14 protein-coding genes and 1 tRNA gene are annotated in these 16,359 nt (G+C 67.4%); 7 read left to right on the top strand and 8 right to left on the bottom strand.

Annotated elements, in window-relative coordinates; all coding sequences use genetic code 11:
- Positions 1-41 precede the first annotated feature (41 nt).
- A tRNA-Gln gene (locus B5F84_RS07045) sits at positions 42-116 on the bottom strand.
- A gap of 130 nt (positions 117-246) precedes the next feature.
- Between B5F84_RS07045 and glmU the strand changes: the two genes are divergently transcribed.
- The 5 genes from glmU (at position 247) to gltA (ending at position 5,722) form a co-directional block, all read left to right on the top strand.
- Positions 247-1,641 carry a bifunctional UDP-N-acetylglucosamine diphosphorylase/glucosamine-1-phosphate N-acetyltransferase GlmU gene (gene glmU, locus B5F84_RS07040; protein ID WP_087322215.1) on the top strand — a complete coding sequence of 465 codons (1,395 nt, stop codon included), beginning with the start codon at positions 247-249 and terminating at the stop codon, positions 1,639-1,641.
- The gene (locus B5F84_RS07035) at positions 1,642-2,637 is read left to right on the top strand and encodes a ribose-phosphate pyrophosphokinase (RefSeq protein WP_087322213.1); all 996 of its coding nucleotides are present in this window, start codon (positions 1,642-1,644) and stop codon (positions 2,635-2,637) included. It begins immediately after the preceding gene.
- Between the two features lie 122 nt (positions 2,638-2,759).
- Positions 2,760-3,329, top strand: a complete 570-nt coding sequence (gene pth, locus B5F84_RS07030) for an aminoacyl-tRNA hydrolase (RefSeq protein WP_087322210.1) — start codon at positions 2,760-2,762, stop codon at positions 3,327-3,329.
- Positions 3,330-3,491: 162 nt separating this feature from the next.
- Positions 3,492-4,334 (top strand): sulfide/dihydroorotate dehydrogenase-like FAD/NAD-binding protein, encoded by an 843-nt coding sequence (locus B5F84_RS07025; RefSeq protein WP_087322208.1) that lies wholly within the window; start codon positions 3,492-3,494, stop codon positions 4,332-4,334.
- Entirely contained in the window at positions 4,322-5,722 is a 1,401-nt protein-coding gene (gltA, locus tag B5F84_RS07020; protein ID WP_075577152.1) for an NADPH-dependent glutamate synthase, read from the top strand. Before B5F84_RS07025 ends, gltA begins: the two co-directional genes overlap by 13 nt.
- Positions 5,723-5,879: 157 nt before the next feature.
- Here gltA and B5F84_RS07015 read toward each other — a convergent pair whose 3' ends face one another.
- Together B5F84_RS07015 and B5F84_RS07010 are read right to left on the bottom strand one after the other, a co-directional pair.
- The gene (locus B5F84_RS07015; RefSeq protein ID WP_087322206.1) at positions 5,880-7,262 is read right to left on the bottom strand and encodes a nucleotidyltransferase domain-containing protein; all 1,383 of its coding nucleotides are present in this window, start codon (positions 7,260-7,262) and stop codon (positions 5,880-5,882) included.
- A gap of 26 nt (positions 7,263-7,288) precedes the next feature.
- The gene (locus B5F84_RS07010) at positions 7,289-7,855 is read right to left on the bottom strand and encodes a helix-turn-helix transcriptional regulator (protein ID WP_087322204.1); all 567 of its coding nucleotides are present in this window, start codon (positions 7,853-7,855) and stop codon (positions 7,289-7,291) included.
- A 165-nt stretch (positions 7,856-8,020) separates the two neighbouring features.
- On the opposite strand from B5F84_RS07010, the gene B5F84_RS07005 reads away from it, so the two are divergent.
- On the top strand, positions 8,021-8,500 hold the full coding sequence (locus B5F84_RS07005) for a pyridoxamine 5'-phosphate oxidase family protein (RefSeq protein WP_204205527.1): 480 nt from the start codon (positions 8,021-8,023) through the stop codon (positions 8,498-8,500).
- Between the two features lie 137 nt (positions 8,501-8,637).
- Here B5F84_RS07005 and groL read toward each other — a convergent pair whose 3' ends face one another.
- Positions 8,638-10,275, bottom strand: a complete 1,638-nt coding sequence (gene groL, locus B5F84_RS07000) for a chaperonin GroEL (protein WP_087322200.1) — start codon at positions 10,273-10,275, stop codon at positions 8,638-8,640.
- A 95-nt stretch (positions 10,276-10,370) separates the two neighbouring features.
- Positions 10,371-10,661: a co-chaperone GroES gene (gene groES / locus B5F84_RS06995; RefSeq protein WP_087322198.1), complete on the bottom strand. Its 291-nt coding sequence runs from the start codon at positions 10,659-10,661 to the stop codon at positions 10,371-10,373.
- A gap of 310 nt (positions 10,662-10,971) precedes the next feature.
- On the opposite strand from groES, the gene B5F84_RS06990 reads away from it, so the two are divergent.
- Positions 10,972-11,787 carry a hypothetical protein gene (locus B5F84_RS06990; protein ID WP_087322196.1) on the top strand — a complete coding sequence of 272 codons (816 nt, stop codon included), beginning with the start codon at positions 10,972-10,974 and terminating at the stop codon, positions 11,785-11,787.
- A gap of 879 nt (positions 11,788-12,666) precedes the next feature.
- On the opposite strand, the gene B5F84_RS06985 is transcribed toward B5F84_RS06990, so the two are convergent.
- The 3 genes from B5F84_RS06985 to B5F84_RS06975 all read right to left on the bottom strand — a co-directional run bounded on the left by B5F84_RS06985 (position 12,667) and on the right by B5F84_RS06975 (position 16,357).
- Positions 12,667-14,604 carry an NAD(+) synthase gene (locus B5F84_RS06985; RefSeq protein ID WP_087322194.1) on the bottom strand — a complete coding sequence of 646 codons (1,938 nt, stop codon included), beginning with the start codon at positions 14,602-14,604 and terminating at the stop codon, positions 12,667-12,669.
- Positions 14,605-14,653: 49 nt separating this feature from the next.
- Positions 14,654-15,478: a transposase gene (locus B5F84_RS06980; RefSeq protein WP_087322192.1), complete on the bottom strand. Its 825-nt coding sequence runs from the start codon at positions 15,476-15,478 to the stop codon at positions 14,654-14,656.
- Positions 15,479-15,565: 87 nt separating this feature from the next.
- Complete coding sequence (locus tag B5F84_RS06975) at positions 15,566-16,357, bottom strand: amino acid ABC transporter ATP-binding protein (RefSeq protein ID WP_275531504.1); 792 nt, start codon at positions 16,355-16,357, stop codon at positions 15,566-15,568.
- Positions 16,358-16,359 lie beyond the last annotated feature (2 nt).

Raw genomic sequence — 16,359 nt, 5'->3', positions numbered from 1 at the left:
GCCCCGGACGAGGTTCTTCTCGCCGGGGCGCCTCTGTGCGCTGGCAGGGGTAGTAGGACTCGAACCCACATTGATGGCACCAAAAACCACTGTCCTAACCATTGGACGATACCCCTGTGCGCGAGCATTGTATCAAGAAACGGCGTAGTCGGCCCGCACGGTGTCCCATAGTGGCTTTCAGGCGGACGGACCTGCGGTATGATGGTAAAGAATGTTGGGACACACGCGTCGCTTTGGAGGCTGTCCATGCCCATGACCGCGATCATCCTCGCCGCCGGCGAGGGAACGCGCATGAAGTCCCGTCACCCCAAGGTAATGCACAAGCTCCTCGACCGTCCGCTCGTCTCCTGGGTCACGCGCGCCGCGCGCGAGGCAGGGGCGGAGCGCATCGTGGTCGTGGTGGGCAACGGCGCCCAAGAGGTGCGGGACCATCTTGCCAACGAGAAGAACGTCGAGTTCGTCGAGCAGGCCGAGCGCCTGGGGACCGGGCACGCCGTTCGCGTGGCGCTTGACGCCACGGGGATCGACGAGGGACCGGTCGTCATCCTGAACGGCGACCTGCCGCTCATCGAGCCCGAGACCGTCCGCGCCTTTGCGGAGTCCGTGGCGGACGGCAGCCATGCCGCCTCCATCCTCACGATGACCCCGCCCGACCCCACCGGCTACGGCCGCATCGAGCTCGCCGAGGACGGCACCGTCGCGCGCATCGTCGAGCAGAAGGACTGCACGCCCGAGCAGGACGCGCAGCTCCTGGAGTGCAACGCCGGCTGCTACGCCTTCGACGGCGCCCTGCTGGCCGCGCACGTGGCAGAGATCGGCAACGACAACGCCCAGGGCGAGTACTACCTCCCCGACATGGTTGAGATTCTGCGCGCCCACGGGCACGCCACCACGATCGTCCACTGCGCGGACTACGTGGAGGGCCTCGGCGCCAACAACCGCTCCCAGCTTGCGGAGCTCGCGCGCCTTGCGCAGGCGCGCATCAACGAGCGCCTCATGCTCGAGGGCGTCTCCATGCTCGATCCCACGACCGTCTGGGTGGGCCCGGACGTGACCGTTGGGCGAGACACGGTCCTGCTTCCCATGACCATGCTCTGGGGCAGCACCACGGTGGGCGAGGAGTGCGTCCTCGGCCCCAACACGCGCCTCACCGACACGCGCGTGGGCGACAACGTCTCCCTGGAGGAGACCGTGTGCACAGACGTCACCATCGAGGACGACGTCACCTGCGGCCCGCGCTGCTACCTGCGCGGCGGCGCGCACGTGCTGGCCGGTGCCCACGTGGGCACGCACGTGGAGATCAAGAACTCCGTGATCGGCGAGGGCTCCAAAGTGCCGCACCTCTCCTACATCGGCGACTGCACGATGGGCGCGGGCGTCAACATTGGCGGCGGCTCCATCACCTGCAACTACGACGGCGTCCACAAGAACCGCACCGTCATCGGCGACGGCGTGTTCGTGGGCTCCGACACCATGATGGTCGCGCCCGTGACCATCGGCGACGGCGCGCTCGTGGGCGCAAGCTCCTGCGTGACCAAGGACGTCCCTGCCGACGCGCTCTACCTGGAGCGCGCCGACCAGCGCATTGTAGAGGGGTACGCCGCAAGGCGTCTCGAGAGACTCAAGAGAAGCGAGGCCTAGATGTACGAGAACCTGTGCGAGCCCATGCCGCTGAAGAAGGAGATCAAGCTCTACACCGGCACCGGCAACCCGGAGCTGTCCGAGAAGATCGCGGACATCCTGCACCTCGAGCTCCAGGGCCTCAAGATCGAGAAGTTCGCCAACGGCGAGATCTACGCGCGCTTTGACGAGTCCGTGCGCGGCGACGACGTCTTCTTCATCCAGTCGCTCTCCGGCCAGAACGTGAACGACCTCCTCATGGAGACGCTCGTGGTGGCCGACGCCGCCAAGCGCGCCTCGGTCTCCAAGTTCACCGCGGTGCTCCCCCACTACTGCTACGCGCGCCAGGACCGCAAGGCCGCCGCGCGCGAGCCGATCACCGCGCGCCTCGTGGCCAACCTCCTCGAGGCGGCCGGGGTGGACCAGGTCATCACCGTCGACCTGCACCAGGGCCAGATCCAGGGCTTCTTTGACATCCCCGTGACCCACCTCACCGCCCTCTACCTCATCGGCGACTACTTCCGCGCCAAGGACTTCGACTGGGACAACACCGTCGTGGTCTCCCCGGACATGGGCCGCGCCAAGCACGCCAAGAAGCTCGCCGACTACCTGGGCTGCGAGGTCGCCATTGCGCACAAGAGCCGCCCCAAGCACAACGCGGCCGAGGTCATGGGCATCATCGGCAACATCGAGGGCAAGACCTGCATCGTCAACGACGACATGATCGACACCGCGGGCACCCTCTGCAACTCCGTCAAGAAGCTCAAGGAGATGGGCGCCGGCGACATCTACGTCTCCGCCACCCACGGCATCTTCTCCGGCCAGGCCGTCCAGCGCCTGCAGGACGCGCCGCTCGAGGAGTGCGTCGTCACCGACATCATCCCGTGCGACGCCGCCGACCTCCCCGGCTCCAAGATTCGCACCATCTCCGTGGCCAACGAGCTCGCCGAGGCCATCCACAGCGTCTACATGCGTCGCTCCGTCTCCGAGATCTTTGGCGGCAACCTCAACCTCTAAGGGTGACGGGGTAACCTGCCATGACCGGCCCGCGCTCCGCGGGCGGCAGCGCGTCATCACGTGCCATCACGTACCACGAAGCGGGGTCGCCCACAGGCGGCCCCGCACACGTAAGGAGTCACATGCCCGCCAAGCAAGCACCGCGTCCCGCGCCCGTCCGCATTGTCTGCGGCCTGGGCAACCCCGACGCCGAGTACGCCCGCACGCGGCACAACGCCGGCTTTGCCACCATCGACGAGCTCGCCGCCCGCCACGGCGTCCGCTACTGGAAGTCCGAGGCCGGGGCCCAGGTTGCCTCGATCGCCACGACCGGCGCGGACGGCGAGCGGCGCGAGGTCCTTCTTGCCAAGCCGATGAGCTACATGAACACCTCCGGCGGCCCGCTCTCCAAGCTGGCCCGCGCCCACCACGTCCGACCCGAGGAGATCCTTGTGGTGCACGACGAGGTGGACCTGGCCGCCGGCGAGGTCAAGCTCAAGCTTGGCGGCGGACTCAACGCGCACAACGGCCTGCGCTCCATCGCCGACAAGCTCGGAAGCCGCGACTTTGCGCGTGTGCAGTTTGGCATCGGCCGCCCGCCCGGGCGCATGGCCGTGGCAGACTACGTGCTGCGCGAGCTCAAGGGGGGCTTCCTCGAGGACTTCGAGCTCACCGTCCAGCGCGCGGCCGACCTCGTGGAGCAGACGCTGTAGGGCGCGGCGGGCGGGGCGCGGGCTCACGTCTCGCTGCCCTCCGTTCGCCGTTCTTATCGATAGTTGAAAGAGGGCGCGCAGAGCCCTGGGGTACAATCGAAATGCTGGACAGGCCCCCCTATGGGCCGCCAAGAGAGGGAATGCAGGAGAGGAGTTCGGTTAATGTACAAGATCCTCGAAAAGACGCAGTTCTCCGAGAAGGTGTTCAAGTTCCGCATCGAGGCGCCGCAGATGGCCAAGCACGCTCACGCCGGCCAGTTCCTGATGGTGCGCGCCAACGAGACGGGCGAGCGCGTCCCGTTCACGCTCGCGGGCTGGAACGCCGAGGAGGGCTGGGTCGAGTTCATCTTCATGGTGATCGGCAAGACCACGGAGATGCTGTCCACCTACGAGGCGGGCGACTCCATCAGGGACGTCACCGGCCCGCTGGGCATGCCCACCGAGATGGCCGACGGCCCCTGCGCCGTCATCGGCGGCGGCGTTGGCCTGGCCATCGCCTTCCCGGTTGCCCGCCACCTGGTGGAGACCGGCCACGAGGTCCACGCCATCATGGGCGCGCGCACCAAGGACCTCCTGCTCCTCGAGGACCAGTTCCGCGAGATCCTCCCGGACGACCACATCCACATCACCACCGACGACGGCTCCTACGGCGAGAAGGGCGTGGTCACCGCCCCGCTCGAGCGCCTGCTTGAGGCCAAGGCCGTCACCCAGGTCTTCTGCGTGGGCCCGGTGCCCATGATGAAGTTCTCCGCCCTCACGGCCGAGAAGTACAACACGCCGATCACCGCGTCGCTCAACCCCATCATGGTCGACGGCACGGGCATGTGCGGCTGCTGCCGCGTCGAGGTCGACGGCAAGACGAAGTTCGCCTGCGTCGACGGCCCCGACTTTGACGCCACCAAGGTCGACTGGAACGACCTGCGCGCGCGTCAGGCCGCGTATCTCACCGAGGAGGGCCAGTCCCTCAAGGCCTACGAGGAGGCGAACTGCGCATGCCACAGGTAAACGGTCGCTTTGTTCCGGACATGAAGTCCCCGCGCACGCCGGACAACGAGGAGCCGGCCGCCGAGCGCGCCTGCGACTTCCGCCCCGTTGACAAGGGCTTCACCAAGGAGATGGCGCTGGCCGAGGCCGAGCGCTGCATGGACTGCAAGAAGCCGTTCTGCGTTGACGGCTGCCCCGTTAACATCAACATCCCCAAGTTCATCGAGAAGATCCGCGAGGAGAAGTTCGGCGAGGCACTGGACATCATCCGCGAGGACTCGATGCTGCCCGCCATCTGCGGCCGCGTGTGCCCGCAGGAGAACCAGTGCGAGGGCAAGTGCATCCGCGGCAAGAAGGGCGAGCCGGTGGCCATCGGCCAGCTGGAGCGCTTCCTGGGCGACATGCCCGAGCTTGCCTCCAAGCCCAAGATGGCCCCCAAGAACGGCAAGAAGGTCGCCGTGGTGGGCTCCGGCCCGTCCGGCATCACCTGCGCCGGCGAGCTGGCCAGGAACGGCTTTGACGTCACCGTCTTCGAGGCCTTCTTCACCGGCGGCGGCGTGCTCGTCTACGGCATCCCCGAGTTCCGTCTGCCCAAGGCCGTCGTCAAGCGTGAGATCGACGGCCTGGAGGAGCTGGGCGTCAAGTTTGAGTACAACTCGGTCGTGGGCCGCATCACGGACGCCGAGGAGCTCTTTGAGATGGGCTTCGACGCCATCTACATTGCCACGGGCGCGGGCCTGCCCAAGTTCCTCAACGTCCCCGGCGAGAACCTCCCCAACGTCTTCTTCGCCAACGAGTACCTCACGCGCGTGAACCTCATGAAGGCGAACAAGTTCCCCGAGTACGACACCCCCACCAAGCACGGCAAGAACGTAGTGGTCTTTGGCGGCGGCAACGTTGCCATGGACGCGGTGCGCACCGCCAAGCGCCTCGGCGCCGAGCGCGCCATCATCGCCTACCGCCGCACCGAGGCCGAGATGCCGGCCCGTCGTGCGGAGCTGCACCACGCCAAGGCCGAGGGCGTCGAGGTCATGCCGCTCGTGGCCCCGCTCGAGTTCGTGAAGGGCGAGGACGGCTGCGTCTGCGCCGTGCGCGTGCAGAAGATGGAGCTCGGCGAGCCCGACGAGTCCGGCCGCCGTCGCCCGGTGCCCATCGAGGGCGCCATCGAGGAGATCCCCTGCGACGTGGCCATCTCCGCCATCGGCACCAACGCCAACCCGTTTGCCAAGATGATCGGCGACATCAAGCTCAACAAGTGGGGCTACATCATCGCCGACGAGGACGGCCGCACCTCCGACCCGCGCATCTGGGCAGGCGGCGACATCGTCACCGGTGCGGCCACGGTCATCCTGGCCATGGGCGCCGGCAAGACCGCTGCGGCAAGCATCACCAAGGCGCTCGTCGGGTAGCGAGAAGAACCTCGCGCTGTAACAGACGGCCCTCCCGGTTTCCACGAGGAAGTGCGCTTCGCGGAACTTCCTCTTAGGAAACCGGGAGGGCTTTTTGCTGTCGAGAGGTTCCTCTCGTCTGAAACCACCGAAGGGCGCAGACGACACAATAAGGTCGTTACTTCCAGCCGGGGTCCTCGAGGCTGCGGAGGTGGAAGAGGTAGTCCTGGAGGTTCACGGTCTTCTCCGTGAGGTCCTCATGGCTGACGCCGCGCGCGACGACGTACTCGTGGAAGAGGCGGGGGCACTGAAGGTCGACGAAGCCCGTTCCAAGCTCCATGAGGGCGATCGCGGGCTCTGGCTCGCCGACACAGTTTTGCGGCACGTCCTCCAGATAGGGCGCGTTGCGCTCCGTGGGCAGGATGCGGTAGGCAACAAACTCCAGGTCGGAGCCATCGATTCCGAGACCGGTCTCGATGTTGTGGCGCATGGCCCAAAGACGGGCCTGCGAGACGCCCTCCAGCGGCTCCGGCTCCAGGTCGAGATGCCCCTCGAGCCAGGCGCGCAGCTCCGCAGGCGTCTTGGTGCCGGGCACGATCTTGTGGTCGGGCCACCAGGGAATGCGCGGCGCCTCTTCGTCAGCCTCGACAAAGGCGGTTCCGATGACGGTCCCGTCCTCGAGCGACGCGCGGAACTCCTCGTACGTGCGCGGGCTCGTGATGGGCACGTCCGCCACCAGCACGTTCCTGCGCTCCGCAAAGAGCAGGGTGCCCAGGCTCAGCTTGGCCCACGCGAGAAAGCGCGTGTCCAGATGGGGCGCAAGGGTTTCGTCCGCGTTGGCAAGAAACGCATCAAGAACGCTCAGGACAGTCCGGGCCGCCTCCGGGAAGTCACCGCGCCCCACGCAGGCATAGACATCCTCAAACAGCCGGTAGTCCTCCGCAGGAACCACCTCGTTGAGCTTCTTCAGGCCAAGAAACGCGTAGCGCCGGTCGTAGAGGCTGCGCACCAGCACGGAGAGCTCCCCCACCGCGTCGCTCATGATCTTTGCCGCCCAGGCGTTGTTCCTGCGGCCATAGGCGGAACTCGCCTCGACGAGACAGTAGAGCACGGACGAGAAGTGCCGGCAGAGCTCCTCGTCCGTCACGTCCGGGCGAGCAGGCGACACGCTCCCGAAGTGGCCCGCCGGGTCGTATACCGCAACGACGGGGTCAAGGCTGCCAACCTGCTGGGGCTCGGCAACGTAGAGGTCCACGTGGAGGGCGTCGGAGAAGATGGCCACCTTCTGCGGCAGGCCAAAGTCGACGTCCTCGACGAACACGACGTCGCCGTACGCGGCGAGGTACTTCTCGCGCCGCCCCAGCACGGCGTCGCGGTTCTGGGGAGAGACGACGAGATAGAGGTCGATGTCGGAGAACTCGTCCGCGTCTCCGCGGGCGATCGAGCCCCTGAGGAGAGCCGCCTCGCACAGACCGTCGGCGACCGCCGCGCCAACGATGCGCGCGATTGCCTCGTCAAGGCGCGCGATGCCCGTGATGCCTGCCGCGTACCCCTTGTCCAACGTCGTCCCTCCCCCAGGCCCGCGCGCTACTCCAGCGTGATGGTCACGTGGTCGCCGTCGCCGTCGTCGATGTCCAGCAGCGTGCCCCTCTCGCCGCGCTTGATCGCCTCGGAGACAAGGTCCAGGTCAACGCCGGCATCGCCAAGGTTTAGGTTGATGGCGCCGGGAGCCTTCCTGCTGGCACCCAGCACCATGTCCGCCAGGCCCAAGGGGACGTTGATGTTGACGTCATTCCCGTCGTCGCCATCATGCAGCTGGATGTGCAGGGTGTGCGGGCGGGCGTCGCGGTCAGGGCGCGGCGCGGGCTCCGGCTCCGGCTCGAACGCGGCGCCAGGCTCCGCGGGAGCCGCCGCCTGCGCCGGCACGACGGCGCGCACGATGGGCGCCACGCCCAAAAGCTGGTCCACGCTCACGCCAAACGTCCTGGCGAGCGCCGGCAGCAGCGAGATGTCGGGCGCGCTGAGGTCGTTCTCCCACTTGCTCACCGCCTGCGGCGTCACGCCCAGCTCGCCGGCGAGCCGCTCCTGCGTCATGCTGTGCTCCAGGCGCAGCCGCGCGATGCGCCGTCCCAGCGTCTCGTTCTTCTCGTCCATGGTTGGTCCTTTCCTCGGGCTTCTGCGCGCGGCTCCCACTGTGACATCTCCCCCGGTTGAGTTCCACCAACCATCTAACGAGTTACCATTCTACCTGTTTACCAGCGAGAACAACCAGCGGTTGTGCGAGGGCCCTCATGATTGGAGGCTGACATGTTTCGTGAGATGAGACGCAAGAGGCAGGCGCTGTCGGCAGAGGAGTGCGAGGCGGTGCTTAAGCGGGGCAGCTCGGGCGTGCTCGCGGTTCTCGGCGATGGCGGGCACCCGTATGCGGTACCGCTCAGCTACGTCTACGCAAACGGGAGGCTGTACTTTCACTGCGCGAAGGCGGGGCACAAGCTCGACGCCATCGCGCGCGAGCCCCGCGTCTCGTTTTGCGTGGTGGACCAGGACCGCGTGGTGCCCGAGGAGTACACGACCTACTTCCGCAGCGTAATCGTCTTTGGGCGGGCGAGCGTGGTCGAGGACGACGCCGGGCGGCGCGCCGCGGCGGAGCTCCTGGCCCAGAAGTACTGCCCCGAGGAGAGCGCCGAGGGCGTTGCGGCAGAGATCGACCGCTTCTGGCGCGCGCTCTGCATCCTCGAGCTGGTGCCGGAGCACGTAAGCGGCAAGGAGGCCATCGAGCTCACCCGGCAGCGCGGCTGAGCCCCCCGCAACCCCGGCCGAGGACCTTCAAGGCTTGAAACGAGAAGGCGCCCCCGACCTTCCGGAGAGAAGTTTCTCGAAGAGCACTTCTCGTAGGAAGGTCGGGGGCGCCGACTAGCGCGTGTCAGACCTTGAGCCTAGTACATGCCGCCCTGGCCGCCCTGGGCAGCCGCCGCGGAGATGGCCTCCTCGATGGTGGTGTTCTTGGGCTCGTCGGAGACGGTGGCCTCGGTGATGAGGATGAGCGACGCCACGGAGGCAGCGTTCTGCAGGGTCACGCGGGCAACCTTGACCGGGTCGAGCACGCCCATCTCGATCATGTCGCCGTACTGGCCGGTGGCGGAGTCGAGGCCCTGGCCGGCGGGCAGGCCCTTGATCTTCTCGGCCACGACGGAGCCCTCGAAGCCAGCGTTGTTGGCGATGGTCTTCACGGGCGCCTCGAGGGCCTTGCGGATGATCTCCACGCCGATCTTCTCGTCCGCGTCGGCGGTCTCGACGGCGTCGAGCGCCTTGGTGGCAGCGAGGAACGCCACGCCGCCGCCGGCGACGATGCCCTCCTCCACAGCCGCGCGGGTCGCCTGCAGGGCGTCCTCGATGCGGTGCTTGATCTCCTTGAGCTCGACCTCGGTGGCCGCGCCCACCTTGATGACGGCCACGCCGCCGGCGAGCTTGGCAAGGCGCTCCTGGAGCTTCTCCTTGTCGAAGTCGGAGGTGGTCACCTCGTACTCGGCCTTGATCTGCGCGATGCGCTCGTCGATGGCCTCCTTGGAGCCGGCGCCGCCCACGATGGTGGTGTCGTCCTTGGAGATCTTGACGGACTTGGCGCGGCCGAGCATCTCGGCGGTGACGTCGGTGAGCTGGACACCGAGCTCCTTCATGGCCACCTGGCCGCCGGTCAGCACGGCGATGTCCTCGAGCATGCGCTTGCGGCGGTCGCCGTAGCCGGGGGCCTTGACGGCGCAGACGTTGAGGACGCCGCGGAGCTTGTTGAGGATGAGCGTGGCCAGGGCCTCGCCGTCAACGTCCTCGGCAATGATGAGCAGCGGCGCGCCCTGCTTCTGGACGGCCTCGAGAATCGGCAGGATGTCCTGGATGTTGGAGACCTTCTGGTCGGTCATGAGGATGTAGGGGGAGTCGAGCTCGGCCGTCATGGTCTCGTTGTTGGTCGAGAAGTACGGGGAGATGTAGCCCTTGTCAAACTGCATGCCCTCGACGGTGTCGATGTCGATGCCAAAGGTCTGGGACTCCTCGACGGTGATGACGCCGTCCTTGCCCACGACCTCCATGGCGTCGGAGATCTTGTTGCCGATCTCGGGGTCGGAGGCGGAGATGGTGCCGACGGAGGCAATCTGCTGCTTGGTGGAGACCTCCTGGGCGTTCTTGCGCATCTCCTCGACGACGGCGTTCACGGCCTTGTCGACGCCGCGGCGGATGGCGATGGGGTTGGCGCCGGCGGCCACGTTGCGCAGGCCCTCGTTGACGATGACCTGGGCGAGGAGCGTGGCGGTGGTGGTGCCGTCACCCACGGCGTCGTTGGTCTTGGTGGCGACCTCCTTCACGAGCTGGGCGCCCATGTTCTCAATGGGGTCCTTGAGCTCGATCTCCTTGGCAACGGAGACGCCGTCGTTGGTGATGGTGGGGGCGCCGTAGGAGCGCTGCAGGGCCACGTAGCGGCCCTTGGGGCCCATGGTGGTGGTCACGGCGTCAGCGAGGGTGTTGACGCCCTTGGCGAGCTTGGCACGAGCGTCGGTGCCGAAAAGAATGTCCTTGGCCATTTCTCTCTGTCCTTTCCGATGTGCAAAGGGGACAGTCCCCTTTGCACGCTGCTGGTGAATGTGGAAAGGGGACTGTCCCCTTTCCACGTCGGAAGCTAGTCCTCGATGACGGCGTAGATGTCGTCGGCGCGGAGCAGCAGGAAGTCCTCGCCGTCGATCTTCACCTCGTTGCCGCCGAACTTGCCGTAGTAGACCTCGTCGCCCACCTTGACGTCGAGGGCGATGCGCTCGCCGTGCTCGTTCACCTTGCCGGCGCCCACGGCCACGACCTGGCCGCGCTGCGGCTTCTCCTGCGCACCACTGGAGATGTAGAGACCGGTCGAGGTCTTCTCCTCCTTGGGGGCGGGCTTCACGAGGACGCGGTCACCAAGCGGCTTCAGGGTCATCTTCAAGAACCTCCTTCTTTGCGCCCGTTCGGGCGTTCCTGCGGTGCGGGTGGAGTCTTGCACCGCCCAATCCAACGTTCAGAATCATACCCAGCCGACGTGACTTATACCACCTCGCGTAAAAAAATCTTCCAACTCGCACTTAGATTTTCTGAGGCGTTCGTGCGCAGAGGACGCCGGGCGAGAAGGGGAGCCGCGCAACGCCGCCCGGAGGACGGGCCCTTCTCGTGCGCCCGCCGACCGACACGCAAGGCCAGGGCCCGGCACGGGTAGCATTTTTCTAACGCAACGAACCCACCCGGAGGACGCCATGAGAACCCAGGCCATCCCGACCACGCTCGCCGCGCTTGCGCTTGTCGCCGTGCTGGGAGGCGCGGGCTGCACGCCGCAGACGACACCACAGACGGACGGGCGCGGCACTGACGCGGAGGAGCAGGCCGGGGAGGCCCCCGGCGACGCGTTCGTGAGCACCGCGCTCGTCGTCCGCGCAGAGGGCGACGAGGTCCTCTTTGTGGACCGGGACACCGAGGCCCCCTACTTCCCCACCCTTCCCGCCGGCACGCCCGAGCTTGCGCCCGGCAACGTCGTGCGCGTGACCGGCAACGGCATCATGCTGGAGAGCTACCCCGCGCAGTACCCAGGCATCACGAGCGTGGAGCTCATAGACGAAGGCGCGCCCGAGGACGCCGATGAGTACCAGGACCTCGTAAGCCAGATCTGGGCGCCGCGCGACCCGGCGGCTCCCGCCTCCGCCCTGGTGGAGTACCGCACGGACCAGGCGGTGGTCTCGCTTGTGCCCCTGACCTGCGGCTACGAGTGGAGCTACGGGCCCGCCGAGACGCGCAGGACCATCGCCGTGGACGCACCGGCCGTCACGGACTACGCGGTGGGCGAGCTGCCCGACGCAACGCTCTCCGAGCCCACCGAGGTCACGATGACCTTTGAGTTTGACGCCACGGATGCCTCGGTCACGTCCTGGGACGAGGGCTCGCTCGACGCCGGCGGCACGGCCGTGGACGTTGCGCTCGAGGACGGCCAGGTGCGCTTCACCGCCGAGCCGGGGGCGCGCTACGCCGCCGAGGTCGCCTTTGAGGACGGCACCGTCACCTACGGCTTCACGGCATAGGGCCGCGCGGCGGTCGCCCACAAAAGGTTGGGTACTTTTTCACGGGACCCCTGAGTACGATTTTGTTTCTATTCTGATAAACACCAGCTCAGGAGCCTGCCCGATCAGAGGGCTACTCGACGGTCCCTCAAAAAAGTACCCAACCTTTTTCGAGTGGGGGGTGCGGACGAAAAGTTGGACGCCGGGAGGCGCCCAGACGGGGGGTCCGCATGCACGACAGGGAGACGGTCGAGCTGTTCCTGCTCGCGCCATCGTCATCGTGGCGGTCGTGGCCATCTTTGTCGCCACGATCGTCTCGTGCGCCATGCTGCCGCACCCGGCCATCCCGGAGGCCAACGGCCCCGAGGCGCACCTCAGCGCCAATGGCGCCGAGAACGAGCTCACGCTCACCTTTGGCAGCTACGACTGGAGCTACACCGCGAACGGCCAGCGCTACGCAAGGCAGCTGGTGCAGGTTGGCCCACAACGGCTGGACGCGAGTGAGCTGGCGCAGCTGGACATGGCCGGGAGCACCCCCGTCACCGTGCGCTTTGACGTGACGCCGATCACCGCCTACGTGCGCGACTGGGAGGAGGTCGAGCCGCGCGAGGAATCGGCGTTGGACTCGCTGCTCTTCCGGCGGGTCCGTCCCGTGCTCGACACCGCCGACTCGCTGGGCGACGAGGTTCCCTCCACCTACGAGAACGGCCAGCTCGCCTTTGAAGTGGAGCCCGGACGACGCTATGCCGTGCGCGCGACCTTTGGGTCCGGCAGCGACCGCATCGAGTACGTATCACCGTACGGTAGGCGTGCAAGGGGGCGTGCAAGGGGGACAGTCACTTTTGCACGCCGCCCCATGCGTGCAAAAGTGACTGTCCCCCTTGCACGCCCCCTTGCACGCTACAGGCTCTCGAGCTCGGAGAGCCAGAGGGCGGAGCAGGCGTCCGAAGGCATGCGCAGGTCGCCACGCGGGCTCACGGCCGCCGAGCCCACCTTGGGGCCGTCAGGCAGACAGCTGCGCTTGAACTGCTGGGCAAAGTAGCGCCGGTAGAAGACCTTGAGCCAGGCGAGGATCGTCTCGTCGTCGTACTTCTCGCCCAGCGCATGGCGGGCAAGCCGGTAGACCTTGGCCGGGCTGGTCCCGCGGCGCAGCACCTCGTAGAGGAAGAAGTCGTGCAGCTCGTAGGGGCCCACAAGGTCCTCCGTCTTCTGAGCGATCTGCCCGTCGCCCGTGGCGGGCAGAAGCTCCGGGGAGACCGGGGTGTCAAGGACGTCCAGCAGGACGTTCTTCTCGGCCTCGTCCCCGCAGGTGTCAGCCACGTAGCGCACGAGGTGGCGCACCAGCGTCTTGGGCACGCTCGCGTTGACCGCATACATGGACATGTGGTCGCCGTTGTAGGTGGCCCAGCCAAGGGCCAGCTCGGAGAGGTCGCCGGTGCCGATGACGAGGCCGCCCTCCTGGTTGGCCACGTCCATGAGGATCTGCGTGCGCTCGCGGGCCTGGGAGTTCTCGTAGGTGACGTCGTGGACGGCCTCGTCGTGGCCGATGTCGGCAAAGTGCTGGCGCACGGCGGCGGCGATGCCGATCTCCCGCAGCTCGGCCCCCACGGTGCGGGCGAGCTCGCAGGCGTTGTTGTAGGTGCGGTCCGTGGTCCCAAAGCCGGGCATGGTCACGGCCACGATGCCGGCGCGGTCAAGGCCGAGCAGGTCGAAGGCGCGCACGGACACGAGCAGGGCGAGCGTGGAGTCCAGCCCGCCCGAGAGGCCGATCACCGCACGGCGCGAGTGCGTGTGCGCGAGGCGCTTGGCGAGGCCGTGGGCCTGGATGGCAAAGACCTCCTCGCAGCGCTCCGCGCGGCGGTGCGCGTCGGACGGCACAAAGGGGTGCGGGTCCACCCAGCGGGTGAGCGAGGTCTCGCGCTCCGCGGCGCCCTCGCCGAGCGAGAAGGACAGGCACGCGTAACCCGCCTCCTCCGGCGCTGCCGCGCACGTAAACGTGGACATGCGGGTGCGCTCGGCGACGAGGTGCCGGACGTCGACCTCCGAGATGGCGCGGCCGCAGCCGAAGGGCGCGGCCTCGGCGAGGGCGCGGCCGTTCTCGCACACGAGGTCGTGCCCGGAGTAGACCACGTCCTGCGTGGACTCGCCGGTGCCGGCGCTCGCGTAGAGGTAGCCGCAGACGAGCCGGGCGCTCTGGCCGCGCACGAGGTCGCGGCGGTAGTCGGCCTTGCCGACGAGCTCGTTCGAGGCGGAGAGGTTGCAGATCAGCGTGGCGCCCGCGAGCGCGTGGGAGACGGAGGGCTGGTCAGGCGCCCAGAGGTCCTCGCAGATCTCCGCGGCCACCACGAGCTCGGGGAGCTCCGCGCACGAGAAGAGCAGGTTGGTGCCCAAGGGCACGTTCTTCTTGCCGGCAAACGAGACGGCCACGGGGTCCGCCGGGCCGGGAACGAAGTGGCGGCCCTCGTAGAACTCGTGGTAGGTGGGGATGTGCGTCTTGGGGACAAGGCCGAGCAGGCGCCCGGCGCTCAGGGCGGCGGCGCAGTTGTAGAGCTTTCCGTTGGCGCGCACGGGCACGCCCACGAGAATCAGGGCGGCAAGGTCCGCCGTGCGGGCGGCGAGGTCGGCGAGGCCGGCGTCGGCGGCGCGGACGAGCGCGTCCTGCCAGAAGAGGTCCTCGCAGGTGTAGCCGGTGATGGCGAGCTCCGGGAGAACGATGACGGCGGCTCCCTGCGCGGCCGCCTCGCGGACCGCCGCCGTGCAGGCGCCCACGTTGAAGCTCACGTCCGCCACGCGGACCTCCGGCGTCAGCGCCGCCACCTTGACGAACCCGTCCCTCATCCTGCCTCCTCCGTGAACGGCGTGCAAAAGTGACAGGCACCTTTGCACGCTACGTCGTTGCTCTTGTGATGGTGCCGCGGCCAATGCCCGTGAGCCTCTCGATCTGCCTCACGGACAGCCCCGCCTCCCGCAACTCACAGAGTAGCGCATTGCGCCGGGCCTGCTCCTGGCCCTTGAGCTCCGATGCCGTCAGTGGGCCCAAAACCTCGCGCGCGACTTCCTCCGCCGCGGCGTCGGCGAGCCTTGGCCGGGCCGGCGGGCGGTAGCGGACGCGCTCGGAAGAGCTCGAGAACCTGACGAACGCCTCGCGGCCGCCGAGCATCTCGAGCAGCAGCCCGGTGTCGGTGCGGTCGGGAACGCCGGGGCGGTCGGTGTCGGCGCGGTCGGGAGCGCCGGTGCGCCCGGTGCCGGCGCGCCCGGTGCCGGTGCGGTCGGGAGCGCCGGCGTACTCATGGTAGCTGCTCCACGGATAGTCCTCCGCCGCGCAGATGCCGGCCTTCGCGGGGTTGTTGTGGATGTAGCGCATGGCCTCGAGGAGATAGGCCTCGCCCTCGACGGGGCTGCTGTAGAACCGCCCTCGAAACACGTGCCCTGCGTGACCCCCTCGCCTGTTGAAGCGCTGGGCGTAGCGCGTGGCAAGGGAGCGCATCAGCTCGCTCAGGCAGTCGTCCGGGTCCTCGAGAAGCAGGTGGATGTGGTTTGCCATGAGACACCATGCCAGAATGCTGACGCCGTGCTTGCGCGCAGCTTCCACGAACATGTCAAGAAAAGCCAAACGGTCGGCGTCTTCCTCAAAGAGGTTCTGCCGACCGTTTGCGTAGAGAACTACGTGGTAAAAGCCAGATTCTGCAACACGTCTTGGTAATCTGGGCATAGCCCCTCCCCTCGCCTTGTTGATGGGAGATGTTATACCCCTTCAGACCCCAGGACGGCGTGCAAAAGTGCCTGTCCCCTTTGCACGCTACCCCTCGAGGTAGCGGGCGAGGAACTCGCGGGTGCGCGGGTGCTCGGGTGCCGAGAAGATCTTGGACGGCGCGCCCTTCTCGGCAATGACGCCCTTGTCCATGAAGACGACCTCGTCGGAGACGTTCTTGGCGAAGGCCATCTCGTGCGTGACCACGACCATCGTCATGCCCTCGGCGGCCAGGCGCCGCATAACCTCCAGGACCTCGCCCACGATCTCCGGGTCGAGCGCCGAGGTGGGCTCGTCGAAGAGCATGAGGTCGGGCTGCATGCAGAGGGCGCGCGCGATGGCCACGCGCTGCTTCTGGCCGCCGGAGAGGTTGTTCACGTCCGCGCGCGCGAAGTCCGCAAGGCCCACGGACTCGAGGTGGCGCATCGCGACCTCCTCGGCCTCGGCCTTCTTCATCTTCTTTAGGGTCACGGGCGCAAGCGTGCAGTTGTCGAGCACGTTCATGTTGTTGAACAGGTTGAAGCCCTGGAACACCATGCCGATCTTCTCGCGCAGGCGGTTCACGTCCACGTGCTCGGCCGCGAGGTCGGCGCCGTGGAACCACACGTGGCCGGCGTCGGGCGTCTCGAGCAGGTTGATGCAGCGCAGAAGCGTCGACTTTCCGGAGCCGGAGGCGCCGATGATCGTGACCACCTGGCCGGGCATGACGTCAAGGTTGATGTCGCGCAGGACCTCCAGGTCGCCGAAGCTCTTCTGCAGGCCCTCGATGCGGACCATGGGCTCGGCGAAGCGGGCGCCGGCTCCGGCGGCGCCGGCGGTCGTGACGTTCTTCTCGGCCATGC

It is taken from the genome of Olsenella sp. An290 (assembly GCF_002159535.1).
GTDB lineage: Bacteria > Actinomycetota > Coriobacteriia > Coriobacteriales > Atopobiaceae > Thermophilibacter.
Note: the sequence above shows the minus strand (reverse complement) of the source record. Positions and strands in the feature narration are given on the sequence as shown.

What these genes read in the sequence shown, in the direction of transcription:
- glmU (WP_087322215.1), top strand. Translation starts at nt 247, where the DNA reads ATGCCCATGACCGCGATCATCCTCGCCGCCGGCGAGGGAACGCGCATG.
- B5F84_RS07035 (WP_087322213.1), top strand. Translation starts at nt 1,642, where the DNA reads ATGTACGAGAACCTGTGCGAGCCCATGCCGCTGAAGAAGGAGATCAAG.
- pth (WP_087322210.1), top strand. Translation starts at nt 2,760, where the DNA reads ATGCCCGCCAAGCAAGCACCGCGTCCCGCGCCCGTCCGCATTGTCTGC.
- B5F84_RS07025 (WP_087322208.1), top strand. Translation starts at nt 3,492, where the DNA reads ATGTACAAGATCCTCGAAAAGACGCAGTTCTCCGAGAAGGTGTTCAAG.
- gltA (WP_075577152.1), top strand. Translation starts at nt 4,322, where the DNA reads ATGCCACAGGTAAACGGTCGCTTTGTTCCGGACATGAAGTCCCCGCGC.
- B5F84_RS07010 (WP_087322204.1), bottom strand. Translation starts at nt 7,855, where the DNA reads ATGGACGAGAAGAACGAGACGCTGGGACGGCGCATCGCGCGGCTGCGC.
- B5F84_RS07005 (WP_204205527.1), top strand. Translation starts at nt 8,021, where the DNA reads ATGAGACGCAAGAGGCAGGCGCTGTCGGCAGAGGAGTGCGAGGCGGTG.
- groL (WP_087322200.1), bottom strand. Translation starts at nt 10,275, where the DNA reads ATGGCCAAGGACATTCTTTTCGGCACCGACGCTCGTGCCAAGCTCGCC.
- groES (WP_087322198.1), bottom strand. Translation starts at nt 10,661, where the DNA reads ATGACCCTGAAGCCGCTTGGTGACCGCGTCCTCGTGAAGCCCGCCCCC.
- B5F84_RS06990 (WP_087322196.1), top strand. Translation starts at nt 10,972, where the DNA reads ATGAGAACCCAGGCCATCCCGACCACGCTCGCCGCGCTTGCGCTTGTC.
- B5F84_RS06985 (WP_087322194.1), bottom strand. Translation starts at nt 14,604, where the DNA reads ATGAGGGACGGGTTCGTCAAGGTGGCGGCGCTGACGCCGGAGGTCCGC.
- B5F84_RS06980 (WP_087322192.1), bottom strand. Translation starts at nt 15,478, where the DNA reads ATGCCCAGATTACCAAGACGTGTTGCAGAATCTGGCTTTTACCACGTA.
- B5F84_RS06975 (WP_275531504.1), bottom strand. Translation starts at nt 16,357, where the DNA reads ATGGCCGAGAAGAACGTCACGACCGCCGGCGCCGCCGGAGCCGGCGCC.